Genomic DNA, 23,099 nt, shown 5'->3' with positions numbered 1-23,099 from the left:
TGTCGAATGCGAGATTGTCGCGGGATAGCGGCGGGGAGCAAGGAAAACTTGCGTCAGGAGGCCGCGCGGCGGCCGATCTCGGCGATGGCGTCGCGCAGCAGCGGGCGCACCGGTTCGAACTGGCCGTCGCGCAGGAACGCGATCGTCTGCCGGACCGAGGTGGGGTGCACCAGCAGGCCCATATGCGACGCCTTGATCACCGTGTAGTCGGTCATCTCGGCGAGCTTGCAGCTCTCGACCGAGACGCGGCCGTCATTGGGCCATGGCAGCAGAAACAGTCCGGAGATCGGATCGAGGAAGCGGCTTCCGGCGATCACGCCGATCTCGTAGTCCGCCGGCGGCAGCGATGCGAGCGCTGCGCTTTTTGTCGTCACCAACTGCAGGCCTGCAGGACCGAAATAGGCGCGGTAGAGCCCGACATTCTGCAGCCGGTCGGCGAGTTCGCTGCCGCCATTGGGCGTGCCCAGCATGACGACGCGGCCGAGCCGCCGTGGACGGTGATGGGCGATGGTGACGCGCGCCAGCAGCCCGCCCATCGAATGGGTCACGAAATGGATCGGTCCGTCGAGGCTGTGGGCAAAGTCGCTGATGGCGGGATGGATGTCCTCAGCCAGTTCCTCCAGCGGCTTCTTGCGACTCTCATAGTCGAGGTTCAGCGTGGCGAAGCCCGCGCGCTGCAGTCGCTTTTCTAGCGGGCGCAGCATCAATGAGCGGCCGGCGATGCCATGCAGCAGGACGACCCCCGCGTCGCGGAGGCCATGCTCCTGGCGAAATCGGCGCGGCGATGCCATCACGCCACTTCTCGTTCCTCGGGCTCGCGTTCCGGAGCCGCGGCCTTGGCAGTCTCTTCGGCCAGCGCCTTGGCGCCGACATAGTCGGTCTTGCCCGAGCCGAGCAGCGGAATCTTGTCGACCACCATGACGACCGCCGGAACTGCAAGCTCGGGCGCGCCCTGCGCCTTGGCCTGGCGCTGCATCGCCGCGCGCTCGGCGTCCTTTTGCGTCGTGATCAGTACGATGCGCTCGCCCTTGCGCTCGTCGGGGATCGACACCGCGACGGAGGCGGCCTGCGGCCACAAATTCGCGGCGATCTGCTCGACCACCGTGAGCGAGACCATCTCGCCGGCGATCTTGGCGAAACGCTTGGCGCGGCCCTTGATCGTGATGAAGCCCTGCTCGTCGATGGTGACGATATCGCCGGTGTCGTGCCAGCCCTCGGGCAGCGCTTCGAGCACGCCGGGATTTTCGGCACGGACGTAGCCGAGCATGACGTTGGGACCGCGGACCGACAGCCGGCCGCCCTCTTCGATGCCCGGCACCTTGTCGAGCCGGTACTCCATCAGCGGCGACAGGCGGCCGACGGTTCCGACGCGGTTGGCCATCGGCGTGTTCATCGCCAGCACCGGCGCCGTCTCGGTGACGCCATAGCCTTCGAGAACACGGATGCCATAGCGCTCCATGTAGATCTGCCGCGTACGGTCCTTGACCGGCTCGGCGCCGGCGATGACGAGCCGCAGGGTGCGGAAATCATAGGCATGGGCGGACCGTGCGTAGCCGGTGAGGAACGTATCGGTACCGAACAGAATGGTCGCGCCGGTCTGGTAGATCAATTCCGGCACGATCCGGTAATGCAATGGCGACGGGTACATGTAGATCGGGATGCCCGCCAACATGGGCATCATCATGCCCCCGGTGAGGCCGAAGGAGTGGAACACCGGCAGGACGTTGAACACAAGATCGTTAGCGTTGGCATCGACCCGCGCCAGCGCCTGGGCCGCATTGGCCAGGATGTTGCGGTGGGACAGCACCACGCCCTTGGGCGTGCCCTCCGAACCCGAGGTAAAGAGGATCACGGCCGGATGATCGGCATTGCGGGCGACGCGCGGCTTGGTGCCGTCGAGGATGCCCTTGAGCTTGTCGACGGCGCTGACGGATGTCTTCACATCCTCGAGGTAGACGAGCCGTGCTTGCCCCTCGATCGCGGTGATCAGCTTGTCGAGCTTGCCCTTTTCAATGAAGGCGCGCGAGGTCAGCACGGTCGTGACCTGCGCGGCCTTCATTGCCGCAAGCACGTTCACAGGGCCGGCCGAGAAGTTCAGCATCGCCGGCACCCGGCCGATCGACTGCAGCGCCATGAACACGACGGCGACGCCGGCGGAGTTCGGCAACAACACACCAATGTTCTCGCCGACCATGGTGCCATGTTCGAGCTTGCGGCTGAGCACCTGCGCGCCCAGCAGCAGCTTGCGATAGGTCAGCTTGGTGCCGAGCGGATCCTCGATCATCACCTTGCCGGTGTCGTGGTCGCGATGGGCATGGGCCAGCGCCTCGAACAGCGTGCGGTCGAGCATCGCGTTCTTGACCATCGCCTCGATCATGACGTCCTGCAGCGCGGCGCCGGCGGCGTTGCGGCGGGTCTTGCCCTTCAGCGATGCGTCGACGTTCAGCTTCACCGGCGGCAGGATCGTCACCGTCACCTTCGGGAACCACGAGCGCTTGATCTGGCCGTCCTTGAGGTAGCTGAGATGCGAGCGCTGCGCGCCCTCGATGCGCACGGGCACGACGACGGCGTCGGCCTTGTCGGCGATCATCGCGGTGCCGTCATAGACCTTCATCAGCGAGCCCGAGACCGTGATGCGGCCCTCGGGGAAGATCACCACCGGCTCCTGGCTCGCCACCAGCTTGATCAGATCACGCGCGCCGAGCGGCTTCGTCGGATCGATCGTGATGTGGCTCACCATCTTCAGGAAGATCTTCGCCCACCAGGCCTTCGAGATGCCGGTGTCAACGGCGAAGGTCGCATCGATCGGCAGCACGGCGTGGAGCAACGGACCGTCGATCAGGCTGACATGGTTCGGCGCGATCAGCATCCGGGTGCCCACCGGCGGCAGGTTTTCCAGGCCGCGCACCTCCGTTCGGAACAGCGCACGGAACAGCATCGCACCGAAATCGCGCACGCCTTCGCGGCCCCACTTGGTCAGTACGAACCAGACAGCGCCGAAGCTTGCCAGCGCGAGGCCGAAGAAGATCCAGGCGATCGAGACGCCTGCGGCCTGAAGACCGGCCACGCCGAGCGAGCCGACCACCATGAACGCGGCCTGCAGCACATTGCCCGCAGCGATGACACGGGCGCGTTCGTTGGGCTCAGTCCAGGCCTGGACGGCTGCGAATGCCGGCACCACGAACAGGCCGCCGCCGAAGGCGAACAAGGCAAAGTCGATCAGCATGCGCGCTCCCGCCCAAGAGCCGATGAAGCCGAGCGGCGCGACATCCTTCGCGGTATCAGTGGTCGCAATCGCCCAGGACAGATCGAGACCAAGCACGCCCATGACGATCGCGCCGATCGGCACCAGAGCCAGGTTGGGGCGAACGTGGCTGAGGCTGGCGGCGAACAGCGAGCCGATGGCGATGCCGATCGCGAAGATGGCGAGGCACAGCGTGACGACGCCCTCGGTCCCGCCGACGACATCCTTGACCAGGGCCGGCAGCAGCGACAGCACGACGGCACCGACCAGCCAGAACCAAGACACGATCACCATGCCGTCCCACAGCCGCGGGGCGGCATACAGCGACTTGAGAAGATGCGAGGTCGAGGTCCAGGGATTGGCCGTGATGCGCAGATCTGGCGCTGACGGCGCGGTGTGCGGAATGCGCGAGGCCGAGGCCCAGGAGATCACGGCAAGCCCGATCACTGCGAGCGCGACCCATCCCATATGCGATGAGCCGGAGACCAGCTGGCCGCCGGCGATCGTGCCGATGAGGATGGCCATGAAGGTGGCGCCTTCCACCAGGGCGTTGCCCGTCGCGAGTTCGCCGACGGTCAGCTGGTCCGGCAGCATCGCGTATTTCACCGGGCCGAACAGCGCCGCGATCACGCCGAACATGCCGAGCGCGACGAACAGCAGCGGCACCGAATGCAGGAAGAAGCCCAGCGCTGCAAAACCGGCGGCGAAGATCTCCGCAAACTTCAGCCGGCGCGCGACGACGCCCTTCACATAACGATCGGCCAATTCGCCGCCGAGCCCGGACAGGATGAAGAACGGGAAGATGAAAACTGCACCGGCGACCGTCACGAGCGCATCGCCATGCGACGCAACGGCGCCGTAGAGCAACATGATGACCAGCGCGTTCTTCAGGACGTTGTCGTTCAGCGCCGACGCGAATTGCGCCCAGAACAGCGGGGCAAAGCGGCGCGACGACATCAACTGCTTGATCATGGTCGTTTCCTGCTGTGTTGCGGCGCATGTGCCGCCGATAGCGCGAGGTTGAAAACTTGCTGCTGAAATGGACACTCGTCCGACACGGGCGCGGCGTTACGCGCCGCTCCGTCCCGGTCTGCCGTATCGGCCGCTCCGCCGCGGACGCCGCGACAACAAAGCCATCGTGTCGGCCAGCGTGAAGGAGGACCACACCAGCGCCACGAGCCCCGCCGCGAAGCCGCCGCGTGGCGGCCAGTCGAGCGGCAACGAAACGCTGCCAGCCCCGACCAGCACGAACGATATTGCGAAGGACATGTGCAAAAAGCTTATCCGGAGCGAGGACAGCTGCACGCATGAGGTGAGACGTGAGGACATGGTGACCGCTTCGTTGCGCAGGAGCCGGGGATTTGAGCCGTCAACTCAGTTCGCGGAGGTAGTGAAAGCAACCGAACAGGCTGCTGCGGCGGAGCCAGCGCCCTTCGCGGCCGGCGGCGCGATAAAGCTGGTTGCCGGCTTTCCACCGTGTGCGTCTTGCCGCCAGCAGGCCGGCGACATCACAGGCGTTGGCGATACGCTCAATGCGCGCCACCATCAGGTGAGACGCTGCGCGCGCCAAACCGTTCATCAAGACTTCCGACGAGGTCGACAAAAATCGCGGACTGGAGAGGCTGAGGACCGACATTTGAAAACTTCCCTTTTTGAGCATCGCTCAAAACGAATACCTCGGATTTGAGCGGCGCTCAAGAAAAATCCGCAAGGGAGCCTGCCGGTGGGTAAACGAAATCTTCCCGGCGCGCGAAAGCAGCGCGTACCGGGACATCAAGAATTTGAAGTTATTGGTGTTTTCTGACTGTTACGCGACCGACTTCCGCAGCCAAACCTTGTTGTCGTGGAAGGCCGCGCCGCCGATCGGTGCGACGGTATCGGCGCCCGTGAGCGTATTAATGCCGCGGCCGCCGGCATGAGCGCGGTTGGGATGGATCGATTCGGCGATCAGCACCCCGCGGCGGACGCCATCGAACAGCCGCGCCGTCAGCGACGTCTGCCCGCGCGGACTGCCGAGCGTCACCAGGTCGCCATCGACGATGCCGAGTGGCGCGGCATCGAGAGGATGGATCATCAGCGACGGCGCCCCTTCCCTCGCCTGGGAGGAAGGGGTCTCGTTGAACGACGTATTGAGGAACGATCGCGCCGGGCTGGTGGCGAGGCGGAACGGATGCTCCTGATCAACCTCCTCCGTCACGGCCCAATGATCCGGCAGCGAAGGCATGCGCTCAGGGTTGCCCATGACCCGGCCGAACGGCGGGTGCGCCCAATCCGCCTTGAAGTGGAACTTGCCGTCCTGATGCGCGAAGCCATCGAGATAATGCGAGGTGCGGAAATCGGGCTGCAGATCGCGCCAGACATCGGCTTCGAGCGCGGCAATATCGCCGTGACCGCTCTTCTTCAGCGTCGCATCGATGAGTTCGCGCGGCGTCATCTCGAAACCCGGGTGAACCGCACCAAGCCGGCGCGAGAGGCCCTGCAGCACCTCGTGGTTGGAACGGCATTCGCCCGGGGGATCGATCAGCTTCGGGCCAACGGAAATATGCTGGTGACCACCGCCGTAATACAGGTCGTCGTGCTCCATGAACATCGTCGCCGGCAGCACGATATCCGCCATCAGCGCCGTCTCTGTCATGAACTGCTCATGCACCGCGACGAACAGGTCCTCGCGCGCGAAGCCCTCCCGGACCCGTTCCTGTTCAGGCGCAACGGTCATCGGATTGGTGTTCTGGATCAGCATCGCCTTGACCGGGGGGCCGCCGCACAGCGCCTCGCGATCACCGGTCAAGATGCGCCCGATCTGCGACTGGTCGAGATAGCGGGTCGAATGATCGATCGCGTCATGTCCCTCGATGATCGACTCGTCGAAATGCCACAGCGCGGCATTGTTGAAGAAGGCGCCACCGCCTTCATACTGCCAGGCGCCGGTCACGGCGGGAATGCAGGACGCTGCATGCATCTGCGTCGCGCCGTTTCGACTGCGCGTGAAGCCATAGCCAAGGCGGAAAAAGGTTCGCTTGGTCTCTCCCACCAGCTTCGCAAAGGCCTCGATCTCGGCTACGGGAACGCCGGAGACCTGCGAAGCCCATTCCGGCGTTCGTGTCTTCAGATGCGCCTCGAGCTCATCCGGACAATCCGTGTACTTCGCCATGTAGGCGCGGTCGGCATGCCCGTCGCGAAACAACACATGCATCACGCCGCAGGCAAATGCGCCGTCGGTGCCGGGACGCAGGATGATCTTGATGTCAGCCTGCTTCATCGTTTCGTTGTCGTAGATGTCGACCGCGGCGATCTTGGCGCCCCGCTCCTTCCGCGCGCGCGCGGCATGGGTCATGACGTTGACCTGGGTGTTCACCGGATTGGTGCCCCAGATCACCACCAGGTCCGACAAAGCCATCTCGCGCGGATCGACACCGGCAATCTTGCCGGTCCCGATCGCGAAGCCGACGCGGGCGACATTGGCGCAGATGGTCGAGTAGAACCGCGAGTACTTCTTGACGTGGGTGAGACGGTTGAGGCCGTCGCGCATGACGAGGCCCATCGTGCCGGCGTAGTAGTACGGCCAGACCGACTGAGCACCAAAATCCCGCTCGGCCTCCGAAAACCGCATGGCGATCTCGTCGAGCGCCTCATCCCAGGTGATGCGCGCAAATTGCCCCGAACCTTTCGGGCCGACGCGACGCATCGGATGCATCAGGCGGTCAGGATGATGAATGCGCTCGGCGTATCTTGCGACTTTCGCGCACACCACGCCGGCCGTATAGGTCTGTCGCTTCGAGCCGCGAACGCGGCCGATCGTCTTCTCGTCGATCACCTCGACGTCGAGCGCGCAGGCCGAGGGACAATCGTGCGGACAGGTGGAGTGGCGGATATTGAGGCGGGTCTGCTGGTTCATGCGGGATTGGTAACACCAAACATGTCTCTCGCCGAGAGCATTCGCGAGGCATTCGCATGAACAAGATTCGTGCGCCGAGGGATAGCGCGGGAGCAGGCGAACTCGCTGCGCCACCGATGTCCTCGGTCGCAGTCACCGCGAGAGAAGGCGAAGTCTTCCGCACGATCGAGACCCCGGGCTCCCCGGCCTCTGCAACGCAGCACAAGGACCCGTCGAGCAACGGGCCTTTTGGGTTGTCAAACCGGCTTCATATACTAATATATCAATCTTAGGAAACGCCAGATGCCCAGTCGAGGCCCAAGGAAATTGGCCCCTGTGCCACGCCCTGTGTCGGTACGTGTGCGCCGCAGCAGCCGGCCTCGCGGCGCGACAGTGGCATCGCGCATCTATGCCGATCTCAAGGTCGAACTCGTGTCGCTTGTGCGCCTGCCCGGCGAGCCTGTCTCAGAAGCCCGGATCGCGTCCGCCTATGGCGTCAGCCGAACCCCGGTCCGCGAGGCCATCCTGAAACTCGCGGATGAAGGACTGGTCGAAATCTTCCCTCAGTCCGGTATTTTCGTCTCGCGCATTCCGGTCGCTGCGCTCCCCGAGACGATCATCATCCGAAAATCGCTCGAAGAGACCACGGCCCGCATGGCGGCCGAGCATGCCACGTCGACCAAGCTTCTCGACCTCCATACGACCCTCGAGCGCCAGCGCGATTCCTGCGCTGCCAAAGACCGCGAGGCCTTCCATCAGGCCGACGAATCGTTCCACGCTGGAATTGCCGAGGTTGCCGGTTATCCCGGGATCTGGAAGCTGATCCAGCAGGTCAAGGTGCACGTCGACCGTTATCGGCGGCTAACCCTCCCGCAGATCGGACGGATGGCTGAAGTGGTTGCCGAGCACGAGCAGATCTTGCAAGCGATCGAGCGGCGCGACCCGGAGGGTGCCCGGGCGGCGATGGCAAGTCATCTCGAACGGCTCCTCGGCGACATCTCTGAAACTCAGACGCTGAACCCGGAATACTTCGCTCAACCAAGCTAACAGGCAGCCGCGCCTTGGCCGCGGTCGCCGCACATGCCATTGTCCGTGGGAGCGGCGCCATGAAGAGACGCGACTTCGTCAAATTGAGCATGGGCTTTGCCGGCCTTGCGACCCTGCCGACCGTCTCGAACGCGCTCGCGCAAGCAACGGCCGCGTTCAAGGCGGCCGATGTTCAGCCGCCGGGCTATCCCACTGTGGTCGCGACGGAGAATCTTGGCAGGAAGCTCACAGCCTCGACCAATGGGCGGCTTTCGATGCAGATGTATCCGTCCGCCCAGCTCGGCGGCGAGAAGGACACGATCGAACAGACCCGAACCGGGGCTATTCAAATGCTGCGTGTCAGCGCCGGCTCGCTCGGACCAATCGTCGACGACGTCAACGTCGTCAACATGCCGTTCCTGTTCAGGAGCATCGCGCATTCTGAAAAGATGATGGACGGTCCTATCGGTCAGGACCTTCTCGATCGTGTCAGCGCCGATCCCAATGCCAATTTGGTCGCGCTTTGCTGGATGAATTCGGGTGCACGCAGCATCTACAACACCAAAAAGGCGATCAGAAGGGTCGAGGACGTCAAGGGTCTCAAGATCCGCGTGATCAGCAATCCGATCTTCATCGATATGATGAATGCGCTTGGCGGCAACGGCGTCGCGATGAGTTATGAACAGGTCTTCAGCGCGCTGCAGACGGGGGTGATCGACGGAGCGGAGAACAACTTACCGAGCTACGTCTTCAGCAATCAATACACGGCGGCGCGATACTACTCCCTGACGCAGCATCTCGTGATCCCGGAGCTGCTCGTCTTTTCGAAGCGAGCCTGGGCGACCTTGTCGACCGATGATCAAGCGCTGATCAAGAAGTTCGCGCGCGAAGCCCAGGTCGAGGAGCGCGACCTCTGGAAGGCCTATGAACGGGAAGCGATGGAAAAGGCGAAGGCTGCAGGATCCGAGATCATTGAGATCGCCGACAAAGCGCCGTTCCAGAAGGCCGTCAAGCCGGTCTGGGACAAGTATGGTCCGAAGTACCAAGAGATGATCAAACGCATCCAGGACATCGCGTAGGCCGAATCGGGCCGGCGGGCGCCCTGCCCTGCTCCGTCACCAGACAGCGACACACTTGGCGCGGTTCAGAAGCAGCCCTACTCGTCCTCTTGCTGGGCGGCTTCCGCCAAGCCGCGGAGCGGCTCTGGATTGAGCAGGACGATCGCCCCATGCTCGAGCCGCACCCAATCTCGCGCGGCCCAGGCACGCAGCTGCTTGTTGATGCTCTCGCGGGTCATGCCGACCATCTCGCTGATCTCCTGCTGCGTGATGGCGATGGTGCGGCTGGCGGGGTCCAGCTTGCGCTTCTCCGTCAGGCCGAGCAGAGCGCTGGCCAGACGACGTGGAAGGTCTTGGAGGATCACCTGCTCGACCTGATCGCTGGTCCAGCGCAGCCGATCGCAAAGCAGCTCGATGAACTTCATCGCCAGGACGGGCTGGCTCTTCACGAACGGCAGAAACTCGCGACGATCGATCACCAGGATCTCGCAGTTCGTATTGGCGGTGGCGTCCGCCGTCCGTTCCCTTCCGTCGAGCACGGCGACCTCCCCGAAGAGCTCGCCTGCGCTGATCAGGTTCAGGATTGCGTTGCGGCCGTCCGGCGACGAAACACTGATTTTCACGGTCCCGCTGATCACGGCATAGAGGCTCGAACCGGGATCGCCCTTCGAGAAGATGGTGGCGCCACGCTTCAAGGAGGTCGGCTTGGCGTAGCGGCAGAGCTGATCGAGGGCATCGGCCTCGAGTTCGCGGAACATCGGATGCTGCCGCAATACGGACAGCTTGCCGCTGCTGGACGAACGAACGCTGCCCCTCTTCTCCTCAGTCACACCGCGTCTCCCAGGCGTCCGCATCCCCCGGCGGCCAAGGGGTGGCGTCGCAAGCTGGTGGTGCGCCCTCGATGTCGGAGGACGACGGTCGCGCCGACGTCCACCGGCAAGGACGATCCCATCGGCTTTCGATAGCCGGCCCCTCGATCTCCGCTCACCTTCCGAATACGGTAGATCGGCAGATTGTCCAGGAAAATGCAACGCCGGGCGTCTCGGCAGAAGTCAAAACGAGACGTCCCCCGACGGCGCGTGGTCCGGCGGGGGGTCTGAACGCCTTATTGCAGCGCGGCTATGCCCGCTTGGCCGAGAGGATCTATAGGCCTGCTCGGGAAGCTGCGGCTTCAGGCACGGTGCTTTGTCTGAGAATCAGCCCACAGCAGAACGGCAGCGAAGGCAACGAAAACACCCACCACAGCAACACTGACCATCACGGCGTCGAACGGCATGTCTCTCTCCCCATTTTTGAGTTGGAGACATTCTTCCCGAGCACCCGCGCGTCCGTCTTTGATCCAGATCAATGCCGAGGCGCGCCCCACATCCCGCGGGGATGGTCAGGCGGCAGCCAGCGCCTCGGCGCGTGCGGAATCGCGCAGCGATACGCCGCCGGGAAGGATGGCGATGATCCCCTCCCGCTCCAGCTTGGTAAAGGTTCGACTGACTGTCTCGATTGTGAGGCCGAGATAATCCGCGATATCCTGACGAGACATCGGCAACGGCACGATGTTGGAGGGGCCGCGCAGCTCGACCAGCCGGTCCCGCCAGCCGACCAGGAACGTAGCGACCTTTTCCTCGGCCGACCGGCGCCCGAGAAGAACCATGTGGTCGCGCGCTTGATTGAGCTCATGCACGGCCAGTTCGTTCATCCGGCGCAGGAGGTTCGGCTTGTCTTCGGCAAATCGGCCGAACGGCCCCCTGGCGAATTGGCACACGGTGACGGGACCAATCGCATCGGCGGAAAATCCATGCCTTTGCTCGGTCGTCATGCCGACGAAATCGCCAGGAAGCGCGAAGCCCACGATCTGTCTGCGGCCGTCGGGCAGAAGCTTGTACAGCCTCATCACCCCGTCCAACACATTGTAGAAACAGGACGACATGTCTTCCTGTGAAAAGATCGTCTCGCAGGTCGAGAAGTGCGCTCTGCGGCTGAGCTGTTCGAACTCACGCATTTCGAACTGGTCGAGCGACGCACAGACGCTGAAACCGCGCACGGCACAATCCGCGCAGGCTTGGCCATGGAAATCGACTGCAACGAGAGACGTCTTCATACAGGGGCTCCGCAGGGCCAGGCGCGAGAGGAATGGCTGCATTCTAGCGGATGCGCCAAGTTCCGATTGATTCAAATCAAACGAACCGACAATGCGGGCCCTATCGTGACCGATAACGGCTTCCTTAAGCGGACATTTTGAATGCAACGCCTCGTTTGGTGTCATCTTCTCGTGGCGATGTCGCTCGCATCGCCGTCATACGCAGCGTCGACGCCGGAGCAGCGCGGGCGGGCGTTCGCGAAGGTTCATTGCGCCCGGTGCCATGCCATCGGCCGCACCGGCGACAGCCCCTTCAAGCCGGCTCCGCCATTCCGGACATTGCACCTCCGTTACCCCGTGGAAACCTTGGGGGAAGCGCTGGCGGAGGGCATCGTCACTGGCCACCCGGCGATGCCGCAATTCGAACTGACACCGCCGCAAATCAACGATTTCTTGTCGTATCTCAAGAGCCTCGAATGAGCGTTCGGACCTCCCAGGATCAGAGCGCCTGAACTGTCCATGAAAGGATGGACTTGGCGGCTCTGCCGAATGCTGCGTCGAAGGCGGCGACAGCCTCGGTGGGATTGATCTGCGCAATCGGCTGCGTCTCATCGAACAAGCGCGAAGCGACGACCTTCCCGCTTTTTTCGACCAGACGCGCCGACAGCCCGATGTCCGCCTTGGCACCGCCCTCGGTATCGATGCGGAAGCGCCGGATATCGATCACCAGCTGAACGTCCGGCTGGCCGAGGTCCGAGGCGCGCAGTGGCGCGTGGGCCACGTCATAGTTCTCAAACGTGTCGATCAGCCGGGCCTGGACGAGCTTTGGGATGCTGTCGGCCCAGAGGAATTCGGCAAAGCCGGGGACCTCCCGGATGGGTGAGAACAGCATGCGCTGCGTCTGCAACATCGCAACCGCGGTCGGCTCAGGGATCGCGAGCTGCCCCTTGATCGTCCTGCCGACGGGACCGACGTCTCGCGGCGCTGTCAGATCGTAGGTGATCTTCTGCACCGGCGTGCCGCCGCCGGTCATTTTCTCGAGCCCGGAGACGATGCCATCGAGCTTCCCGGTGTTTCTGGCGAGCCCGTCAGAGAATGTCTTGAGATTGGCGATTGTGTCCTTCAGCGGTCCGGCATTCTCCGCCAGCACGGCATCGACACGGCGCAAGGCGTCGCGGGCAGCCTGCGTCATGCTCTGACCGGCCCCCTGCTCTGCGATCAACGTTGACACCGCCGCCGCGGCGCCAGACGCCCCGCCTTCCAGGGCGATCACAGGCACGCCCGTGAGTCCCTGAAATTCAAGGCCCACCTTCGTATCCACCCGCACCGGGGTCGCTGACGCCACCGAGATCGTCGCATTCACGCGACGAGGGTTGTCAGGCGCCAGTCCGAGCTCCGTCACCTCCCCAACGCGGATTCCGTTGAACAGAACTGCGGCACCAACCAGCAGGCCCGGCACCGATCCTTCGAACTGAACGCGATAAATTGTGCGCGGCCCGAGCCCACCGGTGTTGTTGAGCCAGTATACGAAACCAAAGATCGCGACGATGGCCGCCAGCACGAAGCCTCCAATGACGGCGAATGGCGCACGGGTTTCCATCTCTCAACTCACTTTCGGTTGCAGCATCTGGGATCGCTTGCCATGGAAGTAGGCTTTGACCCAGGGATGTTCGGATCTCAGAAGATCGCTCATCGGGCCGATGGCGACGATCTTTCCGTCCGCGAGCGCAGCGACACGATCGCAAACGGTGTTGAGGCTGGCGAGGTCATGAGTGACCATGAACACCGTCAGGCCAAGCGTCTGCTGAAGCGTCTTGATCAGGGCGTCGAAATCGCCGGCGGAGATCGGATCGAGACCGGAGGTCGGCTCATCGAGAAAAACGATGGCGGGATCCAACGCGAGCGCTCGTGCCAGCGCGGCACGCTTGGTCATGCCGCCCGAAAGCTCGGAAGGAAACTTATCGCCATCCTCGGCCCGAAGACCGACCATCTCTAGCTTTGCGATTGCGATCTCGTCCATCAGGCCCTGCGACATCTGCAGGTTCTCCCGCAGCGGAAACTGCACGTTCTGCTTGACCGTGAGCGAGGAGAAAAGAGCACCCTGCTGGAACAGGATTCCCCAGCGGGTCGCGACGCCCTGCGTCGTGCGCTCTTCTGCACCGCCGAGCTGGACACCCATCACCTCAATGGTCCCGCTACGGCGGGGAATGAGCCCGATGATCGTCCTCATCAGGACGGATTTTCCGCCGCCGGAGGCGCCCACCAGTCCAAGAATCTCGCCGCGGCGGACGTCCAAAGACAGTTCGTTGAGAACGACCTGCCGGCCAAATCCAACCACGAGATCGGTGACGCGGATCGCGCTGGACACGTCGAGATCATCCATCGGCTACATCCCGATCGATGCAAAGAAGACGGCGAACAATCCATCCAGCACGATGACGAGAAAGATCGATTTCACCACGGACGTAGTCGTCTGCTGCCCCAGCGATTCGGCGCTGCCTTTGACCCGAAGGCCTTCGCTGCATGCGATGATGCCAATCACCAAGGCCATGAACGGCGCCTTCAGGATCCCGACCTCGAAATGCGTGACCGAGATCGCATCATGCAGCCTGGCGATGAATATCTCGGGCGCCATGCCACCGTAGAGCTGAGCCACGAGGCCCCCGCCGTACAGACCCGCCATCGAACCGATGAAGGACAAGATCGGCAAGGTCAGGATCAATGCGACGATGCGAGGCAGAATCAGCACCTCGACGGGATCGAGCCCCATCGTGACCAGGGCGTCGATCTCCTCGCGCATCTTCATCGATCCGAGTTCGGCCGTGTACGCACTTCCTGATCGGCCGGCGACCATGATCGCGACAATGAGAACGCCGAGCTCCCGCAAGACCAAGATGCCGACCATGTCGACGACATAGGATTCCGCACCGAAGCGTCGAAAGTGGAAGATGCCCTGCTGAGCGATGATCGCGCCGATCAAGAAGGTGATCAATATGACAATGGGGATCGCCTGCCAGCCGATCCGATACATCTGATAGACGAGAGAGGTGACGCGCAGCGATCGTGGCCGGCGCAAGGTGCGAAGCAAGGCAAAGGACAGCGCGGCCAGCATGTCCAGGAACACCGTCACGTCCTTGGATGCGCCCAGAGAGGAGCGGCCGAGATCGGTCAGCTTGGCAACAATCGGATTCTGCTTCGGTACCGGCTCGATCACGCGCCGGTTGACCTGCCGCACCTCTTCGACGAGGCCGGCATAGTTGTCGGCAACGCCGGTGACTTCGACCTGTTTTCCGCCAATGGTGGCGCGGCGGCTGAGTTTCTCGAGCAGCCAAGCGCCGACGGTATCGATCTCGCTGACAGCCGCGAGATCGAGCTTGACGGCCTTGGCTCCATCGATACCGCTATCTACTGAGTCCGTCAGGCTTTCGAGTTCTGTGACATTGAGGGACACCCACGATCCGCTGGGACGGAGTTCGAGCACCTCCTGCGACGAAGCAGCGGTCAGTCTCGGATGCGCACGCAATTGAACGTCTCCCTCAGTCGGCGAGCCGACGCACGCTCGTTCCTAGAACTCGCAGAACCGTCTCGCTTGATCTGCGTCAAGCAGCGAGACGCTCAGGGTTGAGCGAGATCAAGCCTCTGGCACCCCCAGGTTCTACATTGAATTCGGCGGAGGACAAACCATGGTCACCGACGGGACGGCACTCCGGAACGAGCTGCAGCACTTGACGCGTGAACTCAGCAATTTGGTGGAGAAGGCGAACGCATCTGGCGGCAGAACGAATGCACAGTCGATAGCGGGCGCGTTTGCAGCAGCGATCAATGGTCTGGACACGAGGGATGCCGCCTCTAGAGCTGAGCACCTGATCAAGACCCGCCCGATTGCGACGGTGGCTTCAGTTTTCGCGCTCGGGATGGCGCTCGGCCTCCTGTTGAGGAGACACTAGATGGACACTGAGAACGTCGTCAAACATCTTCGCCTGCTCTGGCGCACGGACCGGGTCATCGCCGACATCAGGCTTCGCCACCTGCTCGTCGGGCTTGGCTTGCGCGCATTCGCCGCTCTGATCGCAGTCTTCGGTCTCTTGATGTTCGAGCTGGCAGCCTATCTTGGGCTCGTCCAGATCACATCTGCCGTGGTCGCCGCCGCAGCACTCGGCGGTTGCAACATCGTGATCGCGGCGCTGCTTCTGATCATAGCGTCCCGCGCGCCCTCCGGCCGCGAGCTCGAGTTGGCGAACGAGATCCATTCATCATCGATGGACGCATTGCAGCTCGAAGCGCGATCGTTTCAGTCGCAAGTCTCGAACCTGATCAACCATCCACTCAACAATCTGATTCCGTTGCTCATCGTTCCGATTGCAACGATGATCATCAAGACGCTCCGCACGCAGGGGCATTCGGAGAGTGAGGCTTCGGGGCCTGCCGAAGCCTCGCATTCCGGTTGAAGGATCAGCCGCTCATCTCACCCACCTACAGCCGCAGCTTGACGTTACACAGGTCGCGTTCGGTCGGGTCGGTCTTCACTTCGAACCCGAGATTGCGGCACATCTCCAGCATGACGATGTTCTCCTGCAGGACATCTCCGGAGATCATTTTGAGGCCTTCCGCCTTGGCATATTCGATGATCAGCTGCATCAGCGCCCAGCCGAGGCCTCGCCCCTTCAGATCTGACCGCAGCAGAATGGCGTACTCGCCGCTCTCATAGACGGAATCGGAATGAATCCTCACGACGCCGACCAACTCATTGGTTGATTCATCCAGAGCAACAAATGCCATAGCACGAGCGTAGTCGAGCTGCGTCAGACGAGCGATGAACTCGTGCGTGAACTCCTTCATCGGCGCGAAGAAGCGCAAGCGAAGGTCCTCGGCCGTCACATGCTTGAGGAACTCGTGGATGACGGGCTCGTCTTCGGGGCGGATCGGACGGGCAAAGATCCGCCAGCCATCCTTGACCTGGAGATGCCGCTCCCATTGGGTTGGATAGGGGCGCACGGCAAAGTTCGCGTGACCCGAGCCCTTGAACCTCGGCGGCACTTTCCCGACCGCGACGCGCGCGTCGACCGCCAGGACACCACTCTCATCGGCGAGCAACGGATTGATGTCGAGTTCCCGGATTTCGGGAATGTCGGCTGCAAGTTGCGCGAGCTTGACCAGGACCAACGCGACAGCATCTGGCTTCACCGCGGGAACGTCCCGATACGCCTGCAGCAGCCGCGAGACCCGCGTCCGATTGATGAGATTGCGCGCCAGATGAAGGTCGAGCGGTGGCAGGCCCAACGCCTTGTCGTTGATGATCTCGACCGCGGTGCCGCCACGGCCGAAGACGATCACGGTGCCGAATGTTGGATCATCGGCAAGACCCATGATCAGCTCCCGCGCCTTGGCCCGAAGGACCATCGCCTGTACGATCACGCCGGAGATCCGGGCGTCAGGACGCACCGCCTTGGCGCGCGCGATGATCTCGTTCGCGGCGTTCCGCACCGCCTCGGCCGTGGTCAGGTTGAGCACCACGCCGCCGACGTCGGATTTGTGAACGATGTCGCGCGAGAGCACCTTGAGCACGACTGTCGCACCTTGAGCAAACAGCCGATTGGCATAGGCAACCGCCTCATCGACCGATGACGCGGCGAATGTCGGGACCATCGCGATGTCATATGCTTCCAGCAGACGGCTGATCTCGACGGGATCGAGCCAGGTTCGGTCGTCGGCAAGCGCTGCCGCAACAATTTGGCGGGCAGTCTCGACATCGGGGGCAAACGAACTCGGCATCGCCGGCGGGACTGCCGCGAGAGAGTCGACCACCTCCCGGTGGCGCACCAGGTGCATGAAGCCTCGGACGGCGTCATCCTCGGTCGGATAGTTCGGAATGCCGCCACCGCTCAAGGTCTCGATGACCGTCTGTTCCGCACCGACCCATGCGGCCAACACCGGCTTGGCCCAGCGTCTGTGCTGCTTTCGATAGTTGCTGACGAATTCCGTCACGGCCGTTGCGATCTCGCTCGCCGAAGCGATTGCAGTCTGGACGTTCATCACGAGGATTGCATCATTGGCCTGGTCGGCGAGCAGCGCCTCCAGCGCCCGCGTATACCGCTGGGCGTCCGCATCCCCGACGATGTCCACCGGATTGGATCCGGACCAGGTCGCGGGCAGGACAGCATTCAGCTTGTCATGGACCGCCGGCGACAGCGCTGACGGGATGCCGCCGAGCTCGACCAGCCGATCGACTGCGAGCACGCCGATGCCGCCGCCATTTGTCAGAATGGCAAGTCGCTTGCCCGTCGGCGACTCCACCCGTCCCAGTGTCTCCGCGCAATCGAACAGCTCGCGCAGATCCGAAACGCGCAACACTCCGGCCCGGCGGAAGGCGGCCTCGTAGACCGCGTCTGCGCCCGCGAGAGCACCTGTATGCGTTGCCGCGGCCTTCGCAGCGAGGGCGCCTCGGCCCGACTTGACGACGACGACCGGCTTGACCCTGGCCGCCGCTCTCGCGGCAGACATGAATTTCCGGGCGTCCTTTATCGCCTCGATGTAGAGCAGGATGGCCCGGGTTCCACCATCGAGCGCAAAGTGATCGAGCAGATCCGCGAGATCGACATCCAGTTGATCTCCGATCGACACGATGCCGGAAAATCCGACACCCCGCTGGGCTGCCCAGTCGACCATTCCGGCGGCAATCGCGCCGGACTGCGAAATCAGTGCAAGATTGCCCGCACATGGCATATGCGCCGAGAACGACGCATTCAGCTTGATGGTCGGCATCATGATGCCCAGGCAATTCGGGCCGATGAGCCGCATGCCATGCCGTTGTGCGGCTTTTTCTGCCTGGTCGGCGAGCGACCCTGTCCCGTGACCCAGCCCCGCCGTGATGATCAGGGCTCCGGCGGCCCCCAAGGCGCCTGCACGATCAACGAGAGCGGGAATCGACGGAGGCGGCGTCGTGATCACCACGAGTTCAGGAACGAACGACAGATCGTCGAGAGCTTTGACGGCAGGAATGTCCGAGATCGCCGGATAGCGTGAATTGACCAGACCGATCTGGCCCTCGAACCGGGCCTTGATGATGTTGTCGAGAATCGCTTTCCCTACGGAATTCGGCCGTGGACTTCCTCCGAGCAAAGCGATGGAGCGGGGCAGCAGCAGGTTCCGCAATCGGTAGGTCGACATTTTGATGATCCAAGGTCAGGCGGCTTGCCGCGTCGGCATCTTAGTTTCAATCCAACGTGGGTCTAGCGCGACTTATCACCCCAGCACCCGGGTCACGATGCATCCTGCTGCCGCAGCTTGCAGCACGCGTGATAAGCTCCTGGCCGCGATGGGGACCTTGACCGAGGTCAAGCGGCGGAAGACGTGAATGCCCTATGTCCTCCGCGCAACATGAGCCGGGAGGCTGTCGATGCACGCGATGCTGTTGCAAGCGCCTGGAACAGCCCTCCGGCACGAGGTTCTGGCAGACCCCGAGCCCGGGCACGGCGAGATTCGCATCAAGGTCAGCGCTTGCGGCGTTTGCCGCACCGACCTGCATGTCTACGACGGAGAACTTCCGAACATCTCTTATCCGATCATTCCCGGGCACGAGATCGTCGGCCACATCGACCGCCTTGGCCCTGGCGTCACCACGCACCAGCTGGGCCAACGTGTCGGGATTCCCTGGCTCGGCCACACCTGCGGTCGCTGCACGTTCTGCAAGCATGGAATGGAAAATCTCTGCGATGCGCCTGCCTTTACCGGTTACACGCGCAATGGCGGGTACGCGACCCACGCTGTTGCAGACGCAGACTTCGCATTTGCGCTCGAAGGCTTCGATGACGAGGTCGCCGCCGCCCCGCTGTTGTGCGCCGGCCTGATCGGCTGGCGATCCCTGGTCATGGCGGGCGAGGCGGAGACGCTCGGACTCTACGGATTCGGCGCAGCCGGACATATCGTCGGCCAGGTCGCACGCTGGCAGGGTCGCAAGGTCTATGCTTTCACCCGAGAGCATGATCAGTCAGCGCAGGATCTCGCCTACGAGCTTGGTGCCGTCTGGGCTGGAGGATCGGGTCAGAGTCCTGATGTTGCACTCGATGCGGCCATCATCTACGCGCCTGCCGGCGAGCTTGTTCCCGCCGCGCTCCGGGCGGTCCGAAAGGGCGGCCGGGTCGTCTGCGCGGGCATCCACATGAGCGACATTCCAAGCTTCCCTTATTCCCTGCTGTGGGGCGAACGTCAGGTGATATCCGTTGCCAACCTCACGCGACAGGATGGTCTTGACTTCCTGCGCGTCGCCAAGGATGCACGAATTCGAACTCATGCCACCGCCTATCCGCTCTCTGATGCCAACGCCGTTCTGGCTCGCTTGAAGCAAGGTCACATCGTCGGCGCCGCGGTCCTGGTCCCCGATTTCTGAAGCGCAGCACGACGGCAACAGCGTCATGAACTCATCGTCTGACCAGGACCCCGTCTTCTCGTTCTTGGGCGATACCCGGCGCTTTCCGGAAGTTCGCCGGATCGATACACACGCGGCTTCCGTCTTTCTGGCCGGGGACCGAGCGCTCAAGGTCAAGCGAGCCATACGGCTGCCATTCCTTGACTATTCCACCCTCGCGCAACGCAAGGCTGCCTGCCTCAAGGAAATGGAGGTCAATCGTCCCTTTGCGCCGGACATCTATCGGGGCGTCGTCGCAATCACGTTGACCCCGGAGGGATCGTTCGCCATCGACGGATCCGGCACACCGGTCGAATATGCCGTCGAGATGCGTCGCTTCGATGACGATCAGACACTCGACCATCTCGGGTGCCGCCATCACCTGCCGCCCGATCTCGGCGAGCGGCTGGCAGAAGCCATCGCAGCATCTCATCAGGCCGCCGTCTGCCCCTCCTCCAACGAATGGATCGAGTCCCTCCCGAATTGGATCGACGCGTTCGCGGCCAGCTTTCGTGCCGGCGGGCGCTTCGATCCGGCCGGAATTGACGAGCTTCGATCGGCTTGCCATGCCGCGTTCGCACGTCTCCGGCCTTTGCTCGAGCAGCGCACGCGCGCGGGACACGTCAAGCGCTGTCATGGCGATCTCCACCTCGCCAATATCGTCCTGATCGATGACAAACCCGTCCTGTTCGATGCCATCGAATTCGACGACCGGATCGCCACGATTGACGTCCTCTACGACCTGGCCTTTCCCCTGATGGATCTTCTGCATGTTGAGGAGACGGCGGCGGCCAACCATGTGTTGAACCGCTATCTCGCGATCGCCTCGCCCGACCAGACCGATGGCCTGGCCGCCCTGCCGATGTTCATGGCAATGAGGGCCGCGATCCGGGCGCAAGTGTTCCTGGCAAAGCTGGATCGCGACGCATCCGAACACGCAAGCCCCGGTCGTTCGGCAAACTTCGAGGTCGCCAAGAGCTACTTTCAACTGGCACAAGAGCTGATCCGCCCCGTTGCTCCCATGATGATTGCCGTCGGCGGCCTTTCAGGCACTGGAAAGTCCGCGCTGTCCCGCGCGCTTGCTCCCCATTTGGCCCCTCCGCCTGGAGCGATCGTGCTGCGCAGCGACGTGCTGCGCAAACGTCTGTTTGGGATCAAGGACACCGAGCGCTTGCCGGCAGCCGCCTATACGCCTCAGTCCAGCGCGACAGTCTACCAGGCACTCGCAACGCACGCCCATCGCGTGCTGTCTCACGGCTTTACGGTCGTAGTCGACGCGGTCTTCGCCCGCGCGGACGAACGGAATGAGATCCATGCGCTGGCGAAACGGCTGAACCTGCGCTTTGCCGGACTGTTTCTCATCGCCGACTTGCAGGTGCGGCAAGACCGGATTCAAAGTCGCGTCGGCGATGCGTCCGATGCCACCGTCGCTGTCGCCAAGGACCAGGAGAGCTATGATATCGGCGCGCTCGACTGGTGGCAGGTCGACGCGTCTGGAACACCCGAGGCAACCCTGGCTCTGGCCTTGTCACGCCTGTCGGGCAAGACCTGACGCGAGTTGCGCTCGAATTCTGTCAGATTTAGCTCCGCGCTCAGTTCACGTATGAACGTACTCGCCCGGCGCGGGTCCGAGATCGTTCGTCCCATCAGTCCCGAGGCGAGGCGGCCCACCCGCCGCGCCGGATCGCTGGCCAAGCCAGTCGACCCAGGCCGGCCACCATGACCCTTCGATACGCGGCGAGATGCTCTGCCACTCGTCGGGTCCGAGGTATGGAGCGTCGGCAGCCTTGGTACGGACCTGATGCGAGTGCCCCTGTTCGCCCGGCGGTGCGACAATTCCGGCATTGTGGCCGCCGCTGGCGAGCACGAAGGTCACGTCGGCATCGACCTCATAGTGAATCTTGTAGGTCGACTTCCACGGCGCCACATGATCGCGGAGCGTCCCGACGACGAACATCGGCGTGTGAATATCCGACAACGCGATCGGCTTGCCGTTGACGCGGTAACGGCCCTCGGCGAGATCGTTGTTCAGAAACAGCTTGCGCAGATACTCGGAGTGCATGCGGTACGGCAGTCGAGTCGCATCGGCATTCCACGCCATCAGGTCACTGGGAGCCGCCCGTTCCCCCAGCAGATAGTCACGAGAGACCCTCGACCAGATCAGATCGTTGGAGCGAAGCAGTTGAAACGCGCCGGCCATCTGCGTGGTGTCGAGATAGCCGCGCTCCCACATCATGTCTTCGAGGAAGGCAACCTGGCTTTCGTTGATGAAGAGCGTGAGCTCCCCGGCCTCGGTAAAATCGGTCTGCGCCGCAAACAGCGTGATCGTCTTGAGCCGCTCGTCGCCATCGCGCGCCATGGCTGCAGCGGTGATCGAGAGCAGCGTTCCCCCGAGGCAATAGCCCGCGGCGTGAATCGGCTGATCCGGAACAATCGTTCCGATCACGTCCAGTGCAGCCATCACACCAAGCGACCGGTAGTCGTCGAAAGCAATGTCCCGGTCCTGCGCTTCGGGATTGCGCCAGGAGATCATGAACACGGTGAAACCCATGCCCGTCAGGAAGCGGACCAGCGAATTGTGCGGCGACAGGTCCAGGATGTAGTACTTCATGATCCAGGCCGGCACGATCAGGACCGGCTCCGGCCGAACCGTCTCGGTCGTCGGCGCGTACTGGATGAGCTCGATCAGCCGATTGCGATAGACGACTTTTCCCGGCGCGGTCGCGACCGTCTCGCCGACGACGAACTCCGATTTGTTCGTCGGACTCGTCGGCTGCAACACCTGCATGAGATCGGTGAGCCAGTTTTGCCAGCCGAACACGAGGTTCTCGCCGCCGGTCTGAAACGTCTTCTCCAGGACTTCCGGGTTGGTTGCCGCGAAATTCGACGGTGCGTAGATATCGAGTAGCTGCCGAAGCGAGAAGTCGACCACGGCCTCATTGGCTGGGTCGACACCCCGAACGCCCGTCGTCGCCTTGTGCCACCACTCTTCCCCTAGCAGGAACGCCTGGGCGAACAGGTTGAAGGGCTGCGTCGTCCATTGCGGCTTTGAAAACCGGTGATCGTTGGCCTGCGGCTTGATCAGATCCCAGGAAGCGCGATGAGGATCGGCGAAATGAACGGATCGTTCGACGACCTGCCGCATGCCATGCCAGGCATCCCGCGCAATCTCGATCTGGCGCTGAGGCGCAGCCGCGAGGTGACAGGCCCAATCCAGATACGCCATCGAAAGAGCCGCAGGCGAGATACCTCCCGTCATGCGCGCCAGCATGGCGCTGAACGCTCTGTCCAGCTCGTGGTCCTCGCGCTGAAACTCTCCAGCGCCCGGATGCCCGTCCTCCGCGAGCTGCTTTGTCGCAGGTGCTACCAAATGATGATCTGGTCCCACCACGATCGGCTCCCCGGAACGACCAGAGTTG

Annotated in this window: 19 protein-coding genes; 7 read left to right on the top strand and 12 right to left on the bottom strand. The window is 62.9% G+C overall.

Annotation, left to right across the window (positions count from 1 at the left end; translation table 11 throughout):
• Positions 1–53: 53 nt before the first annotated feature.
• The 5 genes from ACQR0Z_RS09410 to ACQR0Z_RS09390 all read right to left on the bottom strand — a co-directional run bounded on the left by ACQR0Z_RS09410 (position 54) and on the right by ACQR0Z_RS09390 (position 7,139).
• Positions 54–791, bottom strand: coding sequence for an esterase/lipase family protein (locus tag ACQR0Z_RS09410; protein ID WP_434918725.1), 738 nt, complete (start codon positions 789–791; stop codon positions 54–56).
• Complete coding sequence (locus ACQR0Z_RS09405; protein WP_434918414.1) at positions 791–4,216, bottom strand: acyl-[ACP]--phospholipid O-acyltransferase; 3,426 nt, start codon at positions 4,214–4,216, stop codon at positions 791–793. The genes ACQR0Z_RS09410 and ACQR0Z_RS09405 overlap by 1 nt, the downstream gene beginning before the upstream one ends.
• A gap of 96 nt (positions 4,217–4,312) precedes the next feature.
• Positions 4,313–4,513: a hypothetical protein gene (locus tag ACQR0Z_RS09400; RefSeq protein WP_434918413.1), complete on the bottom strand. Its 201-nt coding sequence runs from the start codon at positions 4,511–4,513 to the stop codon at positions 4,313–4,315.
• Between the two features lie 100 nt (positions 4,514–4,613).
• Positions 4,614–4,880 (bottom strand): hypothetical protein, encoded by a 267-nt coding sequence (locus ACQR0Z_RS09395; RefSeq protein ID WP_434876394.1) that lies wholly within the window; start codon positions 4,878–4,880, stop codon positions 4,614–4,616.
• A gap of 171 nt (positions 4,881–5,051) precedes the next feature.
• Positions 5,052–7,139, bottom strand: a complete 2,088-nt coding sequence (locus ACQR0Z_RS09390) for a molybdopterin oxidoreductase family protein (protein ID WP_434918412.1) — start codon at positions 7,137–7,139, stop codon at positions 5,052–5,054.
• Positions 7,140–7,478: 339 nt separating this feature from the next.
• Here ACQR0Z_RS09390 and ACQR0Z_RS09385 point away from each other — a divergent pair, with 339 nt between their 5' ends.
• Entirely contained in the window at positions 7,479–8,165 is a 687-nt protein-coding gene (locus ACQR0Z_RS09385; protein WP_434859398.1) for a GntR family transcriptional regulator, read from the top strand.
• A 14-nt stretch (positions 8,166–8,179) separates the two neighbouring features.
• Positions 8,180–9,223: a TRAP transporter substrate-binding protein gene (locus ACQR0Z_RS09380; protein WP_434918411.1), complete on the top strand. Its 1,044-nt coding sequence runs from the start codon at positions 8,180–8,182 to the stop codon at positions 9,221–9,223.
• A gap of 77 nt (positions 9,224–9,300) precedes the next feature.
• On the opposite strand, the gene ACQR0Z_RS09375 is transcribed toward ACQR0Z_RS09380, so the two are convergent.
• Positions 9,301–10,032, bottom strand: coding sequence for a Crp/Fnr family transcriptional regulator (locus ACQR0Z_RS09375; protein ID WP_434859396.1), 732 nt, complete (start codon positions 10,030–10,032; stop codon positions 9,301–9,303).
• A 551-nt stretch (positions 10,033–10,583) separates the two neighbouring features.
• Complete coding sequence (locus ACQR0Z_RS09370) at positions 10,584–11,297, bottom strand: helix-turn-helix domain-containing protein (RefSeq protein ID WP_434859395.1); 714 nt, start codon at positions 11,295–11,297, stop codon at positions 10,584–10,586.
• Between the two features lie 141 nt (positions 11,298–11,438).
• On the opposite strand from ACQR0Z_RS09370, the gene ACQR0Z_RS09365 reads away from it, so the two are divergent.
• Positions 11,439–11,756: a c-type cytochrome gene (locus tag ACQR0Z_RS09365; protein WP_434918410.1), complete on the top strand. Its 318-nt coding sequence runs from the start codon at positions 11,439–11,441 to the stop codon at positions 11,754–11,756.
• Between the two features lie 19 nt (positions 11,757–11,775).
• Here ACQR0Z_RS09365 and ACQR0Z_RS09360 read toward each other — a convergent pair whose 3' ends face one another.
• From ACQR0Z_RS09360 to ACQR0Z_RS09350, 3 genes are read right to left on the bottom strand one after another with little or no spacing between them, the layout of a single operon-like run.
• Positions 11,776–12,876: an ABC-type transport auxiliary lipoprotein family protein gene (locus tag ACQR0Z_RS09360; RefSeq protein WP_434918409.1), complete on the bottom strand. Its 1,101-nt coding sequence runs from the start codon at positions 12,874–12,876 to the stop codon at positions 11,776–11,778.
• 3 nt (positions 12,877–12,879) lie between these two features.
• On the bottom strand, positions 12,880–13,659 hold the full coding sequence (locus tag ACQR0Z_RS09355; protein ID WP_434918408.1) for an ABC transporter ATP-binding protein: 780 nt from the start codon (positions 13,657–13,659) through the stop codon (positions 12,880–12,882).
• Between the two features lie 3 nt (positions 13,660–13,662).
• Complete coding sequence (locus ACQR0Z_RS09350; RefSeq protein WP_434918407.1) at positions 13,663–14,799, bottom strand: MlaE family lipid ABC transporter permease subunit; 1,137 nt, start codon at positions 14,797–14,799, stop codon at positions 13,663–13,665.
• Between the two features lie 160 nt (positions 14,800–14,959).
• Between ACQR0Z_RS09350 and ACQR0Z_RS09345 the strand changes: the two genes are divergently transcribed.
• Together ACQR0Z_RS09345 and ACQR0Z_RS09340 are read left to right on the top strand one after the other, a co-directional pair.
• Entirely contained in the window at positions 14,960–15,223 is a 264-nt protein-coding gene (locus tag ACQR0Z_RS09345) for a hypothetical protein (protein ID WP_434918406.1), read from the top strand.
• Positions 15,224–15,724 carry a phage holin family protein gene (locus ACQR0Z_RS09340; RefSeq protein WP_434918405.1) on the top strand — a complete coding sequence of 167 codons (501 nt, stop codon included), beginning with the start codon at positions 15,224–15,226 and terminating at the stop codon, positions 15,722–15,724. It begins immediately after the preceding gene.
• 25 nt (positions 15,725–15,749) lie between these two features.
• Here ACQR0Z_RS09340 and ACQR0Z_RS09335 read toward each other — a convergent pair whose 3' ends face one another.
• Complete coding sequence (locus ACQR0Z_RS09335) at positions 15,750–18,443, bottom strand: bifunctional acetate--CoA ligase family protein/GNAT family N-acetyltransferase (protein WP_434918404.1); 2,694 nt, start codon at positions 18,441–18,443, stop codon at positions 15,750–15,752.
• A gap of 229 nt (positions 18,444–18,672) precedes the next feature.
• On the opposite strand from ACQR0Z_RS09335, the gene ACQR0Z_RS09330 reads away from it, so the two are divergent.
• Positions 18,673–19,662 (top strand): zinc-dependent alcohol dehydrogenase family protein, encoded by a 990-nt coding sequence (locus tag ACQR0Z_RS09330; protein ID WP_434918403.1) that lies wholly within the window; start codon positions 18,673–18,675, stop codon positions 19,660–19,662.
• A 25-nt stretch (positions 19,663–19,687) separates the two neighbouring features.
• The gene (locus tag ACQR0Z_RS09325; protein ID WP_434918402.1) at positions 19,688–21,232 is read left to right on the top strand and encodes an AAA family ATPase; all 1,545 of its coding nucleotides are present in this window, start codon (positions 19,688–19,690) and stop codon (positions 21,230–21,232) included.
• Between the two features lie 45 nt (positions 21,233–21,277).
• Here ACQR0Z_RS09325 and ACQR0Z_RS09320 read toward each other — a convergent pair whose 3' ends face one another.
• Positions 21,278–22,951 (bottom strand): PHA/PHB synthase family protein, encoded by a 1,674-nt coding sequence (locus ACQR0Z_RS09320; RefSeq protein ID WP_434918724.1) that lies wholly within the window; start codon positions 22,949–22,951, stop codon positions 21,278–21,280.
• Positions 22,952–23,099 lie beyond the last annotated feature (148 nt).

The organism is Bradyrhizobium sp. HKCCYLS3077, assembly GCF_051167555.1.
Classification (GTDB): Bacteria; Pseudomonadota; Alphaproteobacteria; order Rhizobiales; family Xanthobacteraceae; genus Bradyrhizobium.
Note: the sequence above shows the minus strand (reverse complement) of the source record. Positions and strands in the feature narration are given on the sequence as shown.